This window comes from Streptomyces vulcanius, from assembly GCF_042653945.1.
Classification (GTDB): Bacteria; Actinomycetota; Actinomycetes; order Streptomycetales; family Streptomycetaceae; genus Streptomyces; species Streptomyces mangrovi.
The window spans coordinates 14,755-30,841 of the sequence record NZ_JBHSFK010000064.1 but is presented as its reverse complement, the minus strand read 5'-3'; the positions used below and the strand labels follow the sequence as shown (position 1 = coordinate 30,841).

General features: G+C 68.5%; 14 protein-coding genes. 10 read left to right on the top strand and 4 right to left on the bottom strand.

Annotated elements, in window-relative coordinates; genetic code table 11:
* The first annotated feature begins 11 nt into the window (after positions 1–11).
* The 10 genes from mycP (at position 12) to ACFPIH_RS52585 (ending at position 8,332) form a co-directional block, all read left to right on the top strand.
* Positions 12–1,253, top strand: a complete 1,242-nt coding sequence (mycP, locus tag ACFPIH_RS52630; RefSeq protein WP_381186983.1) for a type VII secretion-associated serine protease mycosin — start codon at positions 12–14, stop codon at positions 1,251–1,253.
* A 167-nt stretch (positions 1,254–1,420) separates the two neighbouring features.
* Positions 1,421–1,810 (top strand): SAV_915 family protein, encoded by a 390-nt coding sequence (locus ACFPIH_RS52625; RefSeq protein WP_381186986.1) that lies wholly within the window; start codon positions 1,421–1,423, stop codon positions 1,808–1,810.
* Positions 1,810–2,112 (top strand): DUF6317 family protein, encoded by a 303-nt coding sequence (locus ACFPIH_RS52620; protein ID WP_381186989.1) that lies wholly within the window; start codon positions 1,810–1,812, stop codon positions 2,110–2,112. Before ACFPIH_RS52625 ends, ACFPIH_RS52620 begins: the two co-directional genes overlap by 1 nt.
* A 1-nt stretch (position 2,113) precedes the next feature.
* On the top strand, positions 2,114–3,388 hold the full coding sequence (locus ACFPIH_RS52615) for a WXG100 family type VII secretion target (protein ID WP_381186992.1): 1,275 nt from the start codon (positions 2,114–2,116) through the stop codon (positions 3,386–3,388).
* Positions 3,366–3,890 carry a hypothetical protein gene (locus tag ACFPIH_RS52610; protein ID WP_381186995.1) on the top strand — a complete coding sequence of 175 codons (525 nt, stop codon included), beginning with the start codon at positions 3,366–3,368 and terminating at the stop codon, positions 3,888–3,890. The genes ACFPIH_RS52615 and ACFPIH_RS52610 overlap by 23 nt, the downstream gene beginning before the upstream one ends.
* Positions 3,891–4,121: 231 nt before the next feature.
* Positions 4,122–4,565: a hypothetical protein gene (locus ACFPIH_RS52605; RefSeq protein ID WP_381186997.1), complete on the top strand. Its 444-nt coding sequence runs from the start codon at positions 4,122–4,124 to the stop codon at positions 4,563–4,565.
* Complete coding sequence (locus tag ACFPIH_RS52600; protein WP_381186999.1) at positions 4,562–6,250, top strand: WXG100 family type VII secretion target; 1,689 nt, start codon at positions 4,562–4,564, stop codon at positions 6,248–6,250. Before ACFPIH_RS52605 ends, ACFPIH_RS52600 begins: the two co-directional genes overlap by 4 nt.
* Before the next feature lie 24 nt (positions 6,251–6,274).
* A complete protein-coding gene (locus ACFPIH_RS52595) occupies positions 6,275–7,540 on the top strand; it encodes a S8 family serine peptidase (protein WP_385879221.1) in 1,266 nt (421 codons plus the stop codon).
* A gap of 97 nt (positions 7,541–7,637) precedes the next feature.
* Positions 7,638–7,976 carry a WXG100 family type VII secretion target gene (locus ACFPIH_RS52590; protein ID WP_381187002.1) on the top strand — a complete coding sequence of 113 codons (339 nt, stop codon included), beginning with the start codon at positions 7,638–7,640 and terminating at the stop codon, positions 7,974–7,976.
* A gap of 53 nt (positions 7,977–8,029) precedes the next feature.
* Positions 8,030–8,332, top strand: coding sequence for a WXG100 family type VII secretion target (locus tag ACFPIH_RS52585; protein ID WP_381187005.1), 303 nt, complete (start codon positions 8,030–8,032; stop codon positions 8,330–8,332).
* Between the two features lie 78 nt (positions 8,333–8,410).
* Here the strand turns inward: ACFPIH_RS52585 and ACFPIH_RS52580 are convergent, their stop codons facing one another.
* The 4 genes from ACFPIH_RS52580 to eccCa form a co-directional block, all read right to left on the bottom strand.
* Positions 8,411–8,962, bottom strand: a complete 552-nt coding sequence (locus tag ACFPIH_RS52580) for a hypothetical protein (protein ID WP_381187008.1) — start codon at positions 8,960–8,962, stop codon at positions 8,411–8,413.
* 28 nt (positions 8,963–8,990) lie between these two features.
* Positions 8,991–11,303 carry a DUF6571 family protein gene (locus tag ACFPIH_RS52575; protein WP_381187011.1) on the bottom strand — a complete coding sequence of 771 codons (2,313 nt, stop codon included), beginning with the start codon at positions 11,301–11,303 and terminating at the stop codon, positions 8,991–8,993.
* Positions 11,303–11,833: a hypothetical protein gene (locus tag ACFPIH_RS52570; RefSeq protein ID WP_381187013.1), complete on the bottom strand. Its 531-nt coding sequence runs from the start codon at positions 11,831–11,833 to the stop codon at positions 11,303–11,305. Before ACFPIH_RS52570 ends, ACFPIH_RS52575 begins: the two co-directional genes overlap by 1 nt.
* Positions 11,834–11,941: 108 nt before the next feature.
* Positions 11,942–15,913 carry a type VII secretion protein EccCa gene (eccCa, locus tag ACFPIH_RS52565; RefSeq protein ID WP_381187016.1) on the bottom strand — a complete coding sequence of 1,324 codons (3,972 nt, stop codon included), beginning with the start codon at positions 15,911–15,913 and terminating at the stop codon, positions 11,942–11,944.
* Positions 15,914–16,087 lie beyond the last annotated feature (174 nt).

Here is a 16,087-nt window from a genome sequence, read left to right as displayed (position 1 = left end):
GGACCGCGACAGTGATCCGCAAGACGACGCTGGTGGCCGCCGCAGCCCTGCTGACGACGGCCACGGCCCTCGCACCGCCCGCAACCGCCGCGGACAACACGCTGAAGTACTCCGACCAGTGCCAGTTCCCCAACGGCCTCTATCCGGGCCGCCCCTGGTCCCTGCAACGCGTCCAGCTCGACGAACTGTGGAGCCAGTCGAAGGGCAAGGGCGTCCGGGTCGCGGTCATCGACACCGGCGTGGACGTCAAGAACCCGCAGCTGACCGCGGCCGTGGACGCGAAGGCGGGCCGCAACTACCTCCCCAAGGGCCTCAAGGACGACAACGGCGACCCCGTGGAGCGCGGCAAGGAGAACGGCACCACCGACACGGTCGGCCACGGCACCAAGGTCGCCGGCATCATCGCGGCCCGCCCGATCGGCGGCACCGGCTTCGTGGGCCTCGCCCCCGAGGCGACGATCATCCCGATCCAGCAGAACGACGCGGAGGGCCACGGCACCACCGAGACCCTGGCCACCGCGATCCGGTACGCCATCGACGCCAAGGCCGACGTCATCAACATCTCCCAGGACACGTCGAACGCGGTCAGGCCGACCTCCGACCTGGAGCAGGTGATCGACACGGCGCTGGACGCCGGGATCGTGGTCGTGGCCTCGGCCGGAAACGACGGCCTCGGCGGCAACGTCAAGGAGACCTACCCCGCCTCCTACAAGGGCGTGCTCGCCGTCGCCGCCTCCGACCGCAACAACGAACGCGCGTCCTTCTCCCAGTCCGGCGACTTCGTCGGCGTCGCGGCCCCCGGCGTCGACATGATCTCCACGGTCCCCCAGGGCGGCAACTGCTCCGACAACGGTACGAGCTTCTCCGCGCCGTACGTCGCGGGCGTCGCCGCGCTGATCAAGGCCAAGCACCCCGACTGGACGGCCCGCGAGGTCGTCGCCCAGATCGAGCAGACCGCCGAGCGCACCATCGCCGGGCACGACCGCCTCGTCGGCTGGGGCGTCGTCGACCCGGTCCGCGCCCTCACCGAGGACGACCACCCGATCGAGTCCCCGAGCCCCCAGGACGGCCTGGCCAGGGCGGAGGCCCCGGCCGCAGCGGCGTTCCGGACGGGCGAGACCCCCGACGAACGCAACGCCCGCCTCGCCACCTACGTGGCCGTGGCCGCGGCGGTCCTCGTCGCCGGCCTCGGCGGCACGGCGGTGGCCATCCGGGACGCGCGACGGAGGGCGCGGAGGGTCACCGGGAGCTGAGGGCTGCCGTACGGGGTCATCCCCTGGTCAAGCGTCGGCCTCGTCCCGCCCAAACACGTGTATGAGTTCCGCATACACCCCCTCAGGCAATCCGATATAGCCGGATTTGCCGGACTGTTCGCTGGCTACGGTGGTGCCGCGACATCGTCCACGGGGAGGAGACGGCGATGGGCGGACCGCAGCGTTCGCGGCTTCTCGACTACATCGGCGTACCGGCGCCCACGCACGCGGAGCCGGCCGTCCCGGCGTACCACACCCCGGTGTTCGTCCCGGCCCACCCGCGTTATGTCGTCACTCCCATCCACGTCCCCTATGTGACGTACGAACTCTTCGAGCATCCCACCGACGGAACCGTGGCCCTGGCCTTCACCACGCTGGGAGGGCTGGTGGCCGCGCTCGGCGAGGCACAGCCCTGGGTGGTCACCTCCCTGGGCCCGCTCGCCGAGGGAGTGCGCGAGCGCGGCGTGAGGGTCGTGCTGGACCCGCGCGTCGACCGACCGGACCGCCCCAGCTGGCAATGGGCCGATCTCGCCGCCTACGCACGGGAGGTGGGCTGATGCCCGTCGACTTCAAGGCCGTGCTGAGCGACCTCTCCGCCATGTCCAGGACCTTCCACGACGAGGCCGTCAACTACCGCGGGCTGCACCCCGACGTCGCCCCGCCGGTGGTGGACGCCGGCGACGCGGGACTCGACCACGCCCTCAAGGAGGTCGCCGACCTCATCGTCGCCCTGCACACCGGCTTCGCCGACCGGCTGGACGACCGCGGCGACAAGGTGACGTACGCCCGCGACTCCTTCCAACGGCACGACATCGACGTACACGGACTGTTCGAGGACCTGATGGCGGGGGACGGCTGAGATGGCGGACAGCTGGGTCGGCGGCGACCTCGGCGGACTGCGCACGATGGCGGAGACGTACAAGAACGCCAAGGGGAAGCTGGAGGAGGTCGTCCACCCGCTCGGCCAGGCCGTCGAACGGCTGGTCGGCGACACGACCTGGAAGGGCGAGGCGGCCGAGACCTTCCGCGCCACCTGGAGCGACGACGCGCTGACGGCGGGCGCCTTCGCCACGCTCGTCCACTCCGCGGGCGACATCCTCACCACACTCGCCGACGCGCTGTCCGCCTGCGAGACGGCCCTGCAGAACGCCGAGTACATCGCGACCCGCAAGGGCGTCGCCACGGGCCCCAAGGGCGTCCCGCTGGACATCCTGACCGCGAACCCGCCGACCGCGGACGACCGCACGACCATCGCGGCCCTAGACGAGTACGGCAAGGTGCGCGACGAGATCCTGCACACCGCCCAGCACGCCCGCCTGGTCGCGGCGGACGGACTGCGCGGCCTCTACGCACAGGTGACGGCCCCGGTCTCCACCGGCGACAGGATCACCATCGCCGACGCCCTGCGCGGCCTGTACGCGTACGACGCCGAGGACGCCCGCGCCGGCGGCCGAAAGGCCCGGGGCCTCATCGACAACGCGAAGGCCGAGGAACGAGCGGCCAAGAAGGACCTGCGGGCCGAGCGCAAGGCGTACCAGAAGGCGGGCCGCAAACTGCCCGCCGACCTCCCCGCCAAGGGCGCCTACCGGGAGGCGACGACGCAGGTCGACGCGTTGGAGGACGCCATCGCCCGCGCCGACCACGGCAGCACGGCGCTCCCATACGACCGCGCCCTCAACGTCAAACTCGCCGACGCGGCGGACGCGCTGCGCCTGGGCCGAGGGGTCGCCGAACTCCCCGAATTCCTCAGGGAGATCCCGGTCCTGGACGTCGCCGCAGCCGCTGCCTGCGGACTGGTCGAGGCCAAGGACGACCACGACAAGGGCTGGTCCTGGCAGCACTCCGTGGTGGTCGACGGCGGCGTGGCTCTCGGCGGCGTGGCCGTCGCCGCGGGCGTGGTGGCGGCCCTGCCCGTGGAGGGGGCGGTGGCGGTGGCCGCGGTCGGCGTCGGGGCCGCGGTCGTCGCGACGGACGTCCTCGACCACACCTTCCACGAGCACTGGAGCGAGGACATCCACGACCACGGGGTGGTCGGCGGGGTGCTCCACGGCGCCGGGAACGTCGCCTCGGAGACCGGGGACGACATCGCACGGCTAGGGAAGGACATCTGGCATGGCGTCACGAGCATCTTCTGAGGCGCCCCCGTCCGTCGCCGTCCCACGACTGCCGAAACTGGGCACGACCTGGTACGAACGCGGCACGCGCTACTGGCTGTGCCGCGCCCGCACGACGCTGTTCGTGGTCGCAGTCCTGGCCTTCTTCTGCTTCTTCGCCCTGAGCCTCTACCAGGGCTTCACCGACGAGTGGCCGCGGACCGCGCGCACCGTGTCCGACTGGGTCCAGGCGATCGCGTCCGTACCGGCCTTCCTCTGGGGCTGGACTCGTCAACGACGCGGCCACCGGGCAGCCCTCCTCAACCCGCCCACCCCCCAGCAGACCCGTCTCGCCAAACAGGCCCACAACGGCGCCGCCCCCGGCCGGGCCGCCGCCGCCCGCCCTCTGCTCCTCCTGGCGGCCCCCGTCCTACCGGCCTTCGCCGGGTACGCCGTCGGCTGGCTGACGGCGTGGCTCACGGTCCGGGAGTATCCGAGCGAGGTCGGCGCCCGACGCTGGCTGGAGGAGCAGGCGGGGGCATAGTTCCGCGCTGCAAACGGTGTGTCGCACCCACAGTCATGGCGGTTTCGTAACTGAGTCCACACAAAGTTCAGTTGGGCCCCGTTTACACATTGACTAGAGTGGATGCCGGGTACGTCGACATGAGTACGCCACCGGGGACAGGTCTCCGCCGCCGCTACGGCGTCGAAGGCTTCGCGATCGGGTAGCAGGTAACGGGGAAACGGGGAGGAAGGCATCGTGCTTCCTGCGGACATGGCAGGCTTCAAGGTCAGCCTGGAGGCGCTGGGGACCTTCAAGAAGCGTGTGGACGCCGTGCTGTCCAGCTTCGAAGGGTCGGCCGGCAGCGCGAAGAAGGTCGGCGCGCACAGTCTTTCGGCGGCGTCCTTCAGCGGCGCGGGCGACTTCGGCGAGGCCAAGGGCCTCCACACCCAGTACGAGCGCGTCCACGAACGCCTGACCGCGCTGTCCAAGAGCCTGGGACTCCAGATAGAGGCGATGCAGATCGCCGTCCTGGGCGCACACGGCGACTTCAGCAATCTCGACGAGGAACAGCGACGACGGTTCTGGGAGATCCAGACCGAGATCAGCCGGCAGGAGGCGGAGGCGGCCAAGGAGAAGAAGCCCGCCGAAGGCGACACCACTGCCGAGCCGAAGAAGCGCTCCGACAACGAGAACTACGGCGGGGGTTTCAAGTGAGCGACGAACAGAAGCAGCCGAACCCGCACGAGGCCGAGCAGAAGGATGTCGCCGCCCAGGCCGGCGCCATCAACATGATCAGCCGCGCCTCGGAGCTGCTCGATGGACTTCCCTTCGGCGGTAGTGTCCGCCTGCTCGGCAAGACGGACTTCGAGAACCATCAGCTCAACGACATGATCAACATGGTCGAGTCCGCGAACCCGGAGCACCTGGAGACCGCGGGCAAGGCCCTGTGGGACGCCCGCGACGCCATCAAGGCGGCCGCCGACGAACTCGAGGGTCATGTCGGCCGCGTCGAGTGGGAGGGCGAGTCCGGCACGGCCTTCCGCGAGTGGGGCGGCAAGCTGGTCAAGCACGCCATCGCGCTCTCCGACTTCGCCGAGGTCGCCGGCACCCAGATCACAGCTGCCGCCACGGGCCTCGCCTCCGTACGCAGCTCCATGCCGCCCCGCGACACCCGGATCAGCCCCAAGAAGGTCGAGCAGATCCCGGCGCCGGCGCAGGTCGAGGGCAACAAGGAGTACACGGCGGCCATCCAGGCGGAGAAGGACCGCCAGGAGGCGATCAACCAGATGAACCGGTTGGCGTCCTTCTACTCGGTGTCGGAGGAGACGCTGGCGGCCCAGGATCCTCCGGTTTTCGAGGCGATGCCTAATGTGGGGGTGCCCAAACCCGCTCCGACGGCGAAGAACCCCTTCAATGCCACCGAAGGGCAGAGCAGCAGTGAGCTGGGCAACGTTCACACGCCTGTCTCGACTGTGCGTGATTCCTCAGACGGAACGACCGGGCACTCGCGCTCGGTGGACACCCCGCCGAAGCTCAGCAACCTGGATGACACGGCCGTCTCGCCGGACAGCAATGTCGGCACAAAGATCGACAGTGTCGGGACCCTGACGCCGCAGGACACCGTGAAGTCTCCGGTCAACGCGCCGACGACGACCGGCTCGGGCGGGGGCAGCGGTTCGGTTTCGCCCATCCTTACCGGCGGAGCACCTCCGGCCTTCGGCGGAGTCGCCGGACGCAGCTCGGGCTTCGGCGGAACGCCCGCGAACAGGGCCCCGATCTCAGCGCAAGGTCGTGCCGGCACGACCGGCGGTACCACCGGCGCGCGCGGCAACACGGGGCCGGTGAGCCGCGCAGCTGCCACGGGACAGTCGGCGGCCGGCCGAGCCGGCGGTACGGCCGCAGGCAGGCCACTCATGGGGCGTGGAGTGTCCGGCGGTACGCCTCGCCCCGTGGGAGGTACACCCAACGCACGGGGCGGCGGAATCGGCTCGACAGGCGCGGCACGGGGCAACGGCGTGGTCGGAGGACGCCCCACGAATGGCACTACCTCGGGAACGACGGGTCCCAGGGTGCCTCGGGGCACGGTCGTCGGTGCCGAGGGCAACAACGGCTCCCGTACGCCCACGGGCAGGATCGCCCAGCGAGGCGTCATCGGCGCACCCAACACCAACAATCGTCCGGGCCCGACCGCCCGACCCACTGCGGGCAACTCCGACGGTGTTGTCGGTAAGCCCACCGGGCGCGCCCCAGCCGACAGGACCGGCAATGTGCCCGGAGGCGGTGCGGGAACTCGTAAGGGTCCGAAGGGGAGCCGGCGTAACAGGAATCGCGAAGACCGCGACGACGAGCGTCAGCGCGGGGCGCAGCCACGTAACGCACCACCGGCAACCGACGACTGAAGACGAGCGAGGATCTAGACAGGCATGACAGGGACCAGCCCGCGCGGCCGTATGACCGCGCATTTCGCGGGACGTGCCGGAAGACCGGTGATGACGGTCTGCGCCGCATTCGGTGCATTCGCCATCGTGTCTTCCGGGCTGGCCCCGAGCGCGGTAGCCGCCGACGTCCAGTCGAAGCAGTGGTACTTGGACGCGATGGACGCCGACGCGATGTGGAAGGTGAGCACCGGCAAGGGCATCAAGATTGCTGTGCTGGATACGGGCGTGAATCCCGACAGTCCTTCTCTCCAAGGGCAGGTTGTCGTCGATGACCCTTCAGCGGCCGTTTCGTACAACGCCACCAAGGACTACGAGGGGCATGGCACCAGCATGGCGGCGTTGATAGCCGGTACTGGTGCCGGCGGAGGTCTGAAGGGGCTGGCCCCTGGAGCGAAGATCGTTCCCTACCGGGTGCTCGCATCAGGGGTGAAGGACTCCGCGGACAAGGAGAAGACGCCCACTACCGCGGAAGCGATCAGGGCCGTCGCTGACAGTGATGCTCGGATCATCAACATGTCCTTCGGCGACGACATCATGTACCCGGAGGAGGCGGCGGCGGTCAAATACGCCCAGTCCAAGGGGAAGCTGATGTTCTCCGCCACCGGCAATGACGCCAAGACGAAGAATTTCATCGGCTATCCGGCCGCATACCCCTATGTCGTGGGCGTATCAGCGGCCGACGAGTCGGGGACGGTGGCCAAGTTCTCCGAACACGGCGACTACGTGGACCTCGGAGCCCCAGGAACTGACATCCCCGAGTGGTGCGACGCGACGTTTAAGTCGTACTGCACAGACAGCGGTACCAGCGCCGCCTCCGCCATCGCCTCCGCCTCCGCCGCCCTCATCTGGTCCGCCCACCCCGACTGGACGGCCAACCAAGTCCTCCGCACCTTGATCGACACGGCCGGCCGGGACTGGCCCAAGGACGAACCGAGCAACTACCTCGGCTACGGCCTGGTGCGCCCCCGGAGGGTCTTGGCCGACGCCGACATCAACCCGGGCTCCGCCGCCTCCGACCCCCTCAGCTACGAGAACGTCGGCACGGAAGAGTCCAGCACCTCGCCCTCCACCTCCGCATCAACCTCGTCACAAGCCCCCAAGGACACTTCAGGCGGCGCGACCGCGGCGGCAGGATCAAGCTCGGAGTCGTCCGACGACACCACGATGTGGGTGGCCCTCGGAGCCGCGGCGGCCGTGCTGGTGATCGGGGGCGGAGCCTTCGCGGTGATCCGTTCACGGCGACGCGCATGACGACGCACGCACAGCTCACTCACGACTGACCAGTACCACCACACCGCGCTGACGTGCGCAAATAAGAACCATAGCTCTCACGAAAGGGAGTGCCGAAATGGTCGACCGCAAACTCAACGACGGCGACGTCAAGAAGCTTCAGACGGAGGTCATCGACCGGTACGACAACATCCGGCAGTCGCTGGCGAAGCTGCAGGGCACGATCGACATGATCGAGAAGGCGTGGACCGGCCAGGGCGCCAACGCCTTCAACACGAAGCAGACCGAGATCAACGGCCACATGGTCTCGATCGGCAAGATGCTCGACGACTTCCTCGAGGGCATCAACATGACCAAGAACGACAAGACCAACCTCGAAGACCAGATCACCGGCGACATGAACAAGATCTCGGTGGACGACCTGGGCGGAAAGACTTCAGCGCTCAACAGCTACTGATGGTTCGTCGGCGGCACTGAGTCACAGTCAATCTTCGAAGAAACGAGGGAACAATGTCCGGAGTCCACTACGACGAGCTTGCCGTCACATACGGCACTATGGACGCGCTCGCCACCGAGCTTGGTAACCAGGCCACGAAGCTCGAGGAGGACCTCGAGGCCCTGCGCCAGGCCGTGCTGAACGTGTCCTCGGGCTGGGGCGGCGAGGCGTTCCAGGCGTTCCAGGGCAAGTCCGAGGAATGGAACAGGCACGCGCGCGGCATCCACGCGGCCCTGGTCCAGATCTCCCAGCGCGTCCACGCGGCCGGCGGCGACTACCGCGGCGGCGACCTGAAGGGCGCCAGCTACTTCCAGTAGCAGCACAAGAGCAGCAAAAAGGGTGGGCACGCACGGGAGGTGCCCACCCTTTTTGCATGCCGCGCTTGAAAGGCTCGGTTACTGCGCCCCTGCCGTGCATTCGGCTGATTCCTCGACGGACTCGGTGAAGGAGAGGATGAGACGCTTCATTGCTTCGGCGTCCCGATTCTTTGTGCCATCTGCTTGGATCACGGTGTACAGCTCCTGCTTGTACTTGGTGTCAACGCAGTCGAGAGTCTTGCCGAAAGCCTCATTTCCCGAATATACGAACCGCCCGTCCTCTGCCGACTTGTCGAGGGTGTCGAGGGACTGCCGGGCCGCCACGAAGGACGTCGTCCTGTTCTCTTCCATCCACATCTGAGAAGTGGTTACTATCAGCTTGTCGTCGACAATAACCTCGCACCCCCTGCTTCCTGAGTAGGACCTGTCCCTGACTGTGATCTTGTTCCCTCCAGGAAGGAAAGGGGCGAGAGCCTCACTGTCGACAGCTGTCCCGCACAATGTGTCAGGAACCGTGTATTCACGCTTCTCTCCGTCATCGCTGCACCCTGTCACCAGAAAGACGAGAGTCGTGAGCGCGGCGGCGGAAACCGTGCTGGAATTCCTTGAAGTCGATCGGTGCGATTTCATTGGTGTCTTCCTGTGGGGGCGAGCGGGGTCAAAAGGCCGTAGTGCTGCCGGGGGCGCCTCCGTCGACGATTGCCTGTGCGTTCAAATAACCCTGCTTTGCGGCCTCGCGTGCAGTCATCCCGGCATCGCCGACATCCACCGACTTGTACTTTGCCGCTGCAGCTCGTGCCCCATCCTCTGCGATTGCCTGATTACGCATCTGGCCGTCTGCCCAGAACTGGCCGCCGGTTTTCTGTGCGTCCTTTGCGGCGTTTCCTTCGGCGTCCTGGAAAACTGATTCCAGGATGACGCTGGTCGCTGTTCCCGCAGCCCCGCCAGCCATTGCCCCGACCCACGGGGTCGCAATGAAGGATGTTCCGACACCGACAGCGGTCCCGACTCCGCCGGAGATCCAGTTCTTGCGTTGGGCCACTGAATGTTCGTACGCCTTGTCCTTGTCCGAGGCCTCGGAACCGATGGCTTCCCGGGCGCCGAGGTTGAGAGTGCCGGACACCTCGCCCGATCTCGATGCGACCTGCTCGATGATGAGTTTGTGATCGCTGGAGACCCTGTCGGCTTCGGGAAGTCCCGGGTCCAGGTGATAGTCCAGTAGTTTGCCCATGTACGCCTTCTGGCCGACCTCGACAGCGGCGTATCCTTCTTCGTTCTGGCCGACGGCGAAGAGGAGCTTGGTTACATCATTGTGCGCCAGCTTGGCCTCGGAGCCGGAGATCGGGAACAGTTTTTCGACGTCCTTCCATTTTTCTGTTGTCTGTCCACCCGAGTCGCTTCTCGGCACGTCGGTCATGGCCCGGTTGATGTCTGGCAGATACTCCGAAGTGATCTGGCCGACGCTGTCGGACATGTAGCCGTACTTCGTCAGTCGTTCAGGATCGTCCCCGATCGAGGAGACCAGGCTCTCCATCAACTTCGTCTGATCCGCGTTGTGCGGCGGCGTGTCCACAGTCGGCAACTCCCCCGCCGGATGCCCCGTAGCCCCCGCCTCCAGTGCCATCGCCAGGTAATTCCGCCCCGCCACGCTGTCGTCGCCCTTGGCGTCGGTGTCCTGGGGCCAGTCGCGTTCCTCGAAGAGGTAGTCGAAGTTGCTGAGGGTGCGCTTGCCCTCCTTGCCGTCTCCGTCCGTGTCCTGGGTGAAGTCGTGGTCCTCGTCGCGGGTGACGAAGGTGCCGTTGAGGAACTCCGTGGCCGCGTCGGGGCTGTTGGAGAGGGCCCTGAGGTAGCCGGTCATCGGGTCCCAGCCCGAGTCGGTGCCGGTGCGGTTGAGGAGCGGGTCCATGCCCGTGCGCTGCCACGCCCCGTGCCGGCCGTTGCCCGTGAACTTCTTCTCCGTCTCGATCAGCTTGTCGCCGTAGTCGACGAGGAACCGGTCGTCGTAGTCACCCCACCGCATCAGGTTGGACATGACCTGCCCGCCCAGCGGGAAGCCGCCGCCCCGGCCCACCGGCTTGTCGACCAGGTCGACCATCGACGACTTCCACGCCGTCATGTCGGCGCTGTCGCTCTGCGACGCCGCGGCGAGCGTGAGGGAGAGGTTCTTCTGCAGGTCGTCGTACTGGTCGACCCGCTCCTGCCCGACCCTCCACGCGCTGTGCGGGTCGTTGATGCCGGTCCAGAAGTCCAGCGTGCCCTGGGCGCCCAGGCGCGTGGCGAAGCGCTCGGCGAAGAGCTCGTCGCCGGAGTGTTCCTTGAGGCCCTTGTTGAGGCGGTCGAACTCCGCGACCGACAGGTCCTCCGGCTTCTGCTTCGCCAGGTCCGCCAGATCCTCCGCGTCCTTGAGCGCCTTCGCCGCGGAGTCCCGGTCCGCGTAGTCGACGTCCGAGAAGCCCAGCTTGCTCTGGTCGGCGATCGCCATCAGCACGGTGTTCGCCGAGGTGTCGCTCTCGGTGGCCCCGTCCAGAATTCCCTGGATCTCGTCGCGCAGCGCGACGATCTCGCCCGAGCGGTCCTTGTCCTGCTGGGCGCGCCCCTCCGGCGGGACGTTCGACGTGACCGAGAAGCCGCCCTCGTAGCCGATCACCGTCAGGTTCTGCTGACGGGCCCGCTCGACGGCGTCGGTCAGCTGTCCCTTGAACTTCTTCAGCTCGTCCCGGGTGTCCCGCAGGATGTTGTGGATGGACGCGGCCTGGCTGTGGGCGTCCGCGAACTCCCCGGAGGTCTTGCCGATGAACTCCTTGGAGACCGTGGCGTTGTAGCCCGCCCAGTTGGCCGCGTTGGCCGCACCGCGCAGCCCCTTCTCGGCCGAGTCCATCAGGGTTTCCAGGTCGGTGACCATGGTCGACCAGTCGTCGACGGCGTCGTCGAGGAGGCTGAAGTCGGCGGTGCGCAGCGCGTCGAGATCCATCAGCCCTTCGCGTCCTTCTTCTCGTCCGCCTTCGCGTCCTTCTTCTCGCCGTACACCGGGTTGGGCGCGCCCGGTTCGCCGACGCGTTCGTCGAAGCCCGCGTCCAGCAGGTCGATGCTGCTCATCTGGCGGCGGATGTAGTGGTCGTCGCCGGTGTGCAGCTTCGTCGTGACGGTCATGTGGTTCGAGATGTGCGCGCACGCGTCCCGGAGCGACCCCAGTTGTTCGTCCCAGCGCAGCGCCACATGCTGGAGCGCGCTTCCCAGGGCGAAGCCTCCCTTGGCGAAGGCGCCGGCGGCACTCTCGCTGCTGGGCACGGCTCTACGGCCCTTGTCCCACAGGTCGTTGTACAGCTTGAACGCGTTGGTGCCGATCTTCGACAGGTCGCCCTGACTCATCTTCAGATCGCCGTACGAGGCAGGATCCGGGGCGGCACGACCGGAGCCGGGGTCCAGCTGGTTCAGCCGCATCTGGGTTGAACTGTCGGCGGTGGCCCGCGATTTCAGCTGCTCCCACTCGTCCCATGCCATGCGCGAACCCCCCGTGAGCACCAACAGGCCATGCCCATGCGCTCAGTTCAAGCGAGTGCATGGACATGGCCAAGTTTTCCACAAGCCCTCGGGAAACCCGACAGGTCCTCAGGACAAGCCGTCGCCCGCCAACCCCACCTGGATCAAAGGCTTCCCCCGCCGCCGGGACACGAACACGCCCCGGCCCACGGGCATCGGACGAGGCCGGACCCCGCCGAGCACGTCGCCCTCCGCCGGGTCGCCGGCCAGGACCACGCCCTGCGCGCCGAGTTCCTTGACGCGCTGCATGAACGCCTCGTAACCGGCCCGGCCCGCGCCCGCCGTCGAGCGGGCGACGATGAAGCGGACGCCCACGTCCCGGGCGAACGGCAGCATCTCCGTCAGCCCCGCCAGCGGATTGCCGCTCGACGTGGCGACGAGGTCGTAGTCGTCGACGACGACGAACACCGTCGGCCCCTGCCACCAGCTGCGGTTGCGCAGCTGCTGCGCCGTCACGTCCGCCGTCGGCGTGCGCCGCTGCATCAGGTTGGCCAGGGCGGACATGTGGTGCTCCATGGCGTTGGACATCGGGATGTACTCGGCCAGGTGGGAGGACGGCGTGACATCCAGCAGGGAGCGGCGGTTGTCGACCACGAACAGCTTGCACTCGTCGCCCGAGTAGCGCTCCGTGAGCTGCTTGATCAGCAGCCGCAGCAGGTTCGACTTGCCGGACTCGCTCTCGCCGAAGACGAGGAAGAACGGGTCCTGCTCGAAGTCGACGAAGACCGGCTCCAGGTTGGTCTCGTCGAGCGCGAAGGCGACACCCTGCCGGGGGAAGCGGTCGCCCGGCGGGAGCTGCGTGGCCGGGAACTCACGCGGCAGCAGCCGTACTTCGGGCGCGGGCGCCGCCTGCCAGTGCCGGGTGACCTCGGCCGCCAGCGCCTGCGTGGCGTCGGAGAGGTCCGTGTCGGAGGCCAGCCCGTCGATGCGCGGCACCGCCCCCATGAAGTGCAGCTTCTGCGGGGACTGGCCACGGCCGGGAACGCCCGAGGGGACGTTCGCGGCGACCTTGCGGTCCAGCTCGGAGTCCATCGTGTCGCCGAGCCGCAGCTCCAGACGGTTCATCAGGTGGTCCTTGAGGGCCGCCCTGACCTCCATCGAGCGGGAGGCCGTCAGGACGAGGTGGATGCCGTAGCCGAGACCGCGCGCGGCGATCTCGTGCACGATCTGGTCCAGCGCCTCGTAGTCCGCCCGGAAGTTGCCCCAGCCGTCGATGACCAGGAAGACGTCTCCCCAGGGCTGGTCCGTGATCGAGATCTCGCCCCGCGCCCGCTTGGTGCGGAAGTCGGCGATCGAGGAGATGCCCGACGAGCGGAAGTACTCCTCGCGGCGCGTCATCACGCCGTACACCTCGGCCACCGTGCGCCGCACCCGCTCCGGGTCGAGGCGGGACGCCACACCGCCCACGTGCGGCAGCCCGGCCACCGCCGACATACCGCCACCGCCGAAGTCGAGGCCGTAGAACTGCACCTCGTGCGGGGTGTGGGTGAGTGCGAAGGAGCAGATCAGGGAGCGGAGGAGGGTGGACTTGCCGGACTGGGGGCCGCCCAGGATCTGCATATGGCCGGCCGCGCCGGAGAAGTCCGCCCACAGCGCGTCCCGGCGCTGCTCGTACGGCTTGTCCACCAGGCCGACCGGTACGACCAGCCGGCCCGCGCCCTCGTAGCCGGGCTGTGTGAGACCCCGGCCCTGCACCGCCGTCAGACCGGGCAGCAGCGTGTCCAGCGACGGCGGGCTGTCCAGCGGCGGCAGCCACACCTGGTGCGCCGCCGGGCCCTGCGCCTCCAGCCGCCGCACGATCACATCGAGAACCGTGTCCGCGAGCGCCTCGTCGACCTCCGGGCCCTCGTCCGAGGCACGCTGCGCGGGAAGCTGCACGTAGTGCACCGGCACCTCCGCCGCCGTGAACAGCACCGGCCGCCGGTCCAGCGGCAGCGGGCCGCCGCCCAGCGCCGCCCGCTGACCGCCCGAACGGTAGACACCGGAGACGTACGCCGCCTTGAACCGCACCATTTCGCCCGTGCCGAACTTCAGGAAGCCGGAACCCGGCACGTTCGGCAGCTCGTAGGCGTCCGGCACACCGAGCGCAGCCCGCGACTCGGCCGCCGAGAAGGTCCGCAGACCGATCCGGTACGACAGATACGTCTCCAGACCGCGCAGCCGGCCCTCCTCCAGACGCTGCGAGGCCAGCAGCAGATGCACGCCGAGCGAGCGGCCGATCCGGCCGATCTGCACGAACATCTCGATGAAGTCCGGCTTGGCGGTGAGGAGTTCACTGAACTCGTCGATGACCAGCACCAGAGACGGGATCGGCTGCAGCGGCGCACCGGCCGCCCGCGCCTTCTCGTAGTCGTGGATGTTGGCGTAGTTGCCCGCGTCCCGCAGCATCTCCTGACGGCGGTTGAGCTCACCGCGGATGGAGTCGCCCATGCGGTCGACGAGCGTCAGGTCGTCCGCGAGGTTGGTGATGACGGCCGCCACATGCGGCATCTGCGCCATACCCGCGAAGGTCGCGCCGCCCTTGAAGTCGGCGAGGACGAAGTTCAGGGTCTCGGAGGAGTGGGTGACCGCCAGGCCGAGGACCAGGGTGCGCAGCAGCTCGGACTTGCCGGAACCGGTCGCGCCCACGCACAGCCCGTGCGGGCCCATGCCCTCCTGCGCCGCCTCCTTGAGGTCCAGCATCACCGGACGGCCGTCCTCGCCGACCCCGATCGGCACCCGCAGCCGCTCCGCCAGCGACCGCGGCCGCCACGTGCGCCGCGGGTCGACGGACGCCGCGTCCCCCAGGTTCAGCAGGTCGGTGAACTCCAGGTTCGCCAGCAGCGGCTCGTCGTCGTCCCCGCCGGACGCCATCCGCAGCGGCGCCAGCTGTCGCGCCAGCACCTCCGCGGACTCCTGCGACAACGTGTCGGGCGTCCCCTCGTAGACGACCCCGTGCCCGGACTCCAGATGCAGCACACCGGGCTGTACGACGATGGAGAGATCGCCCCCCGCCCCGGTCGGATCACCCGGTACGACCTCCAGGACGGTGACGCCCTGCAGCCCCTCCGGGTTGGCCAGGAGCGAGTCCGGGGCCAGCGACAGACCGTCGAGGACGACGACGATGTGCGGCTCGTCCGGCAGCGGCGTGGCGTTGGGATGGAAACGCGGACGTCCGGTGAGCCGCGTGGTGAGCAGGTCCTCCAGCTCGCGCGCGTCGCCGCCGATCAGCCGCCGGCTCCCGGCGCCGTCCACCGCGTTCGGCGCCTGCGCGTGCGGCAGCCACTTCGTCCACTCCCAGTGCACCAGCTCCTCCCGGCCCGCAGCGACGACCAGGAGCAGGTCCTCGGGGGAGTGCAGCGCGGCCAGCGAACCCGCCATCGCGCGCGCGGAGGACCGTACGGACAGCGGGTCGCCGCTGACCGTCACGTGGTAGAAGGCCCGCAGCGAGACGGCCATCGGCAGGTCGTCCAGAGTGGAGTGGACGGCGAGGAAGCGCTGCAGCGCGCCCGCCGTCAACGGCTCCAGCTGCTCCACAGGGCCGGTCTCCGGGGCGAGCAGCGGAGTGGCCAGCCCCTGGGCGCCCAGCCCGATACGGACCTGGGCGAAGTCCTCGTCGCCCGGCCGCCGTTCCCACACCCGGCTGCCCTCGGCGACCAGCGCCCACAGCTGCTCGGGGGAGGGGTGCAGGTAGTACTGCGCGTCACGCTGCGCCCTCGCCGTCTCCAGCGTGGTGTGCCGGGTCTGCCTGAGGTAGCTCAGGTAGTCGCGGCGCAGGTCCGCCAACTGCCCCTGGGAGCCGCGGCGGAAGCGGACCACCATCGCGATGGACATGGCCACCGTCGAGGCGATCATCACCATGCCCATGATCCGCATGAACGGCTGCCCGCTCGTGAAGAAGAACACCACCGAGCCGCCCATGCCGAGCGTCGGCAGGAGTTGCATCAGCACGCTCTCCTGATGCCCCCGCGGCAGCTCGGGCGGCGGCTGCACGGCGATCTCGCCCGTGGGCACTTCGGACGGCAGCGACCTCGGCGGCCGCTTCACGACGATGTGGCTCACTGCTCACCAATTCCCTCAACGGCCCCCGGAGGATCCGGGAAAGTACTGTCGAACTGTCGAAGTACCGTCCGCCACCCCGTGTCAGGCGGACGCAGGCCGCCGCGCGATCCTACTGACTTCCCCCGGCACGAGGGGGCGGTAGGGTGCCGGATGTTCGCGTGAGCACATGCGACG

Coding starts and splice junctions, on each gene's coding strand:
- ACFPIH_RS52605 (WP_381186997.1), top strand. CDS start 4,122: ATGGCAGGCTTCAAGGTCAGCCTGGAGGCGCTGGGGACCTTCAAGAAG.
- ACFPIH_RS52610 (WP_381186995.1), top strand. CDS start 3,366: ATGGCGTCACGAGCATCTTCTGAGGCGCCCCCGTCCGTCGCCGTCCCA.
- ACFPIH_RS52620 (WP_381186989.1), top strand. CDS start 1,810: ATGCCCGTCGACTTCAAGGCCGTGCTGAGCGACCTCTCCGCCATGTCC.
- ACFPIH_RS52570 (WP_381187013.1), bottom strand. CDS start 11,833: ATGGCATGGGACGAGTGGGAGCAGCTGAAATCGCGGGCCACCGCCGAC.
- ACFPIH_RS52585 (WP_381187005.1), top strand. CDS start 8,030: ATGTCCGGAGTCCACTACGACGAGCTTGCCGTCACATACGGCACTATG.
- ACFPIH_RS52595 (WP_385879221.1), top strand. CDS start 6,275: ATGACAGGGACCAGCCCGCGCGGCCGTATGACCGCGCATTTCGCGGGA.
- ACFPIH_RS52625 (WP_381186986.1), top strand. CDS start 1,421: ATGGGCGGACCGCAGCGTTCGCGGCTTCTCGACTACATCGGCGTACCG.
- ACFPIH_RS52575 (WP_381187011.1), bottom strand. CDS start 11,303: ATGGATCTCGACGCGCTGCGCACCGCCGACTTCAGCCTCCTCGACGAC.
- ACFPIH_RS52590 (WP_381187002.1), top strand. CDS start 7,638: ATGGTCGACCGCAAACTCAACGACGGCGACGTCAAGAAGCTTCAGACG.
- ACFPIH_RS52615 (WP_381186992.1), top strand. CDS start 2,114: ATGGCGGACAGCTGGGTCGGCGGCGACCTCGGCGGACTGCGCACGATG.
- ACFPIH_RS52580 (WP_381187008.1), bottom strand. CDS start 8,962: ATGAAATCGCACCGATCGACTTCAAGGAATTCCAGCACGGTTTCCGCC.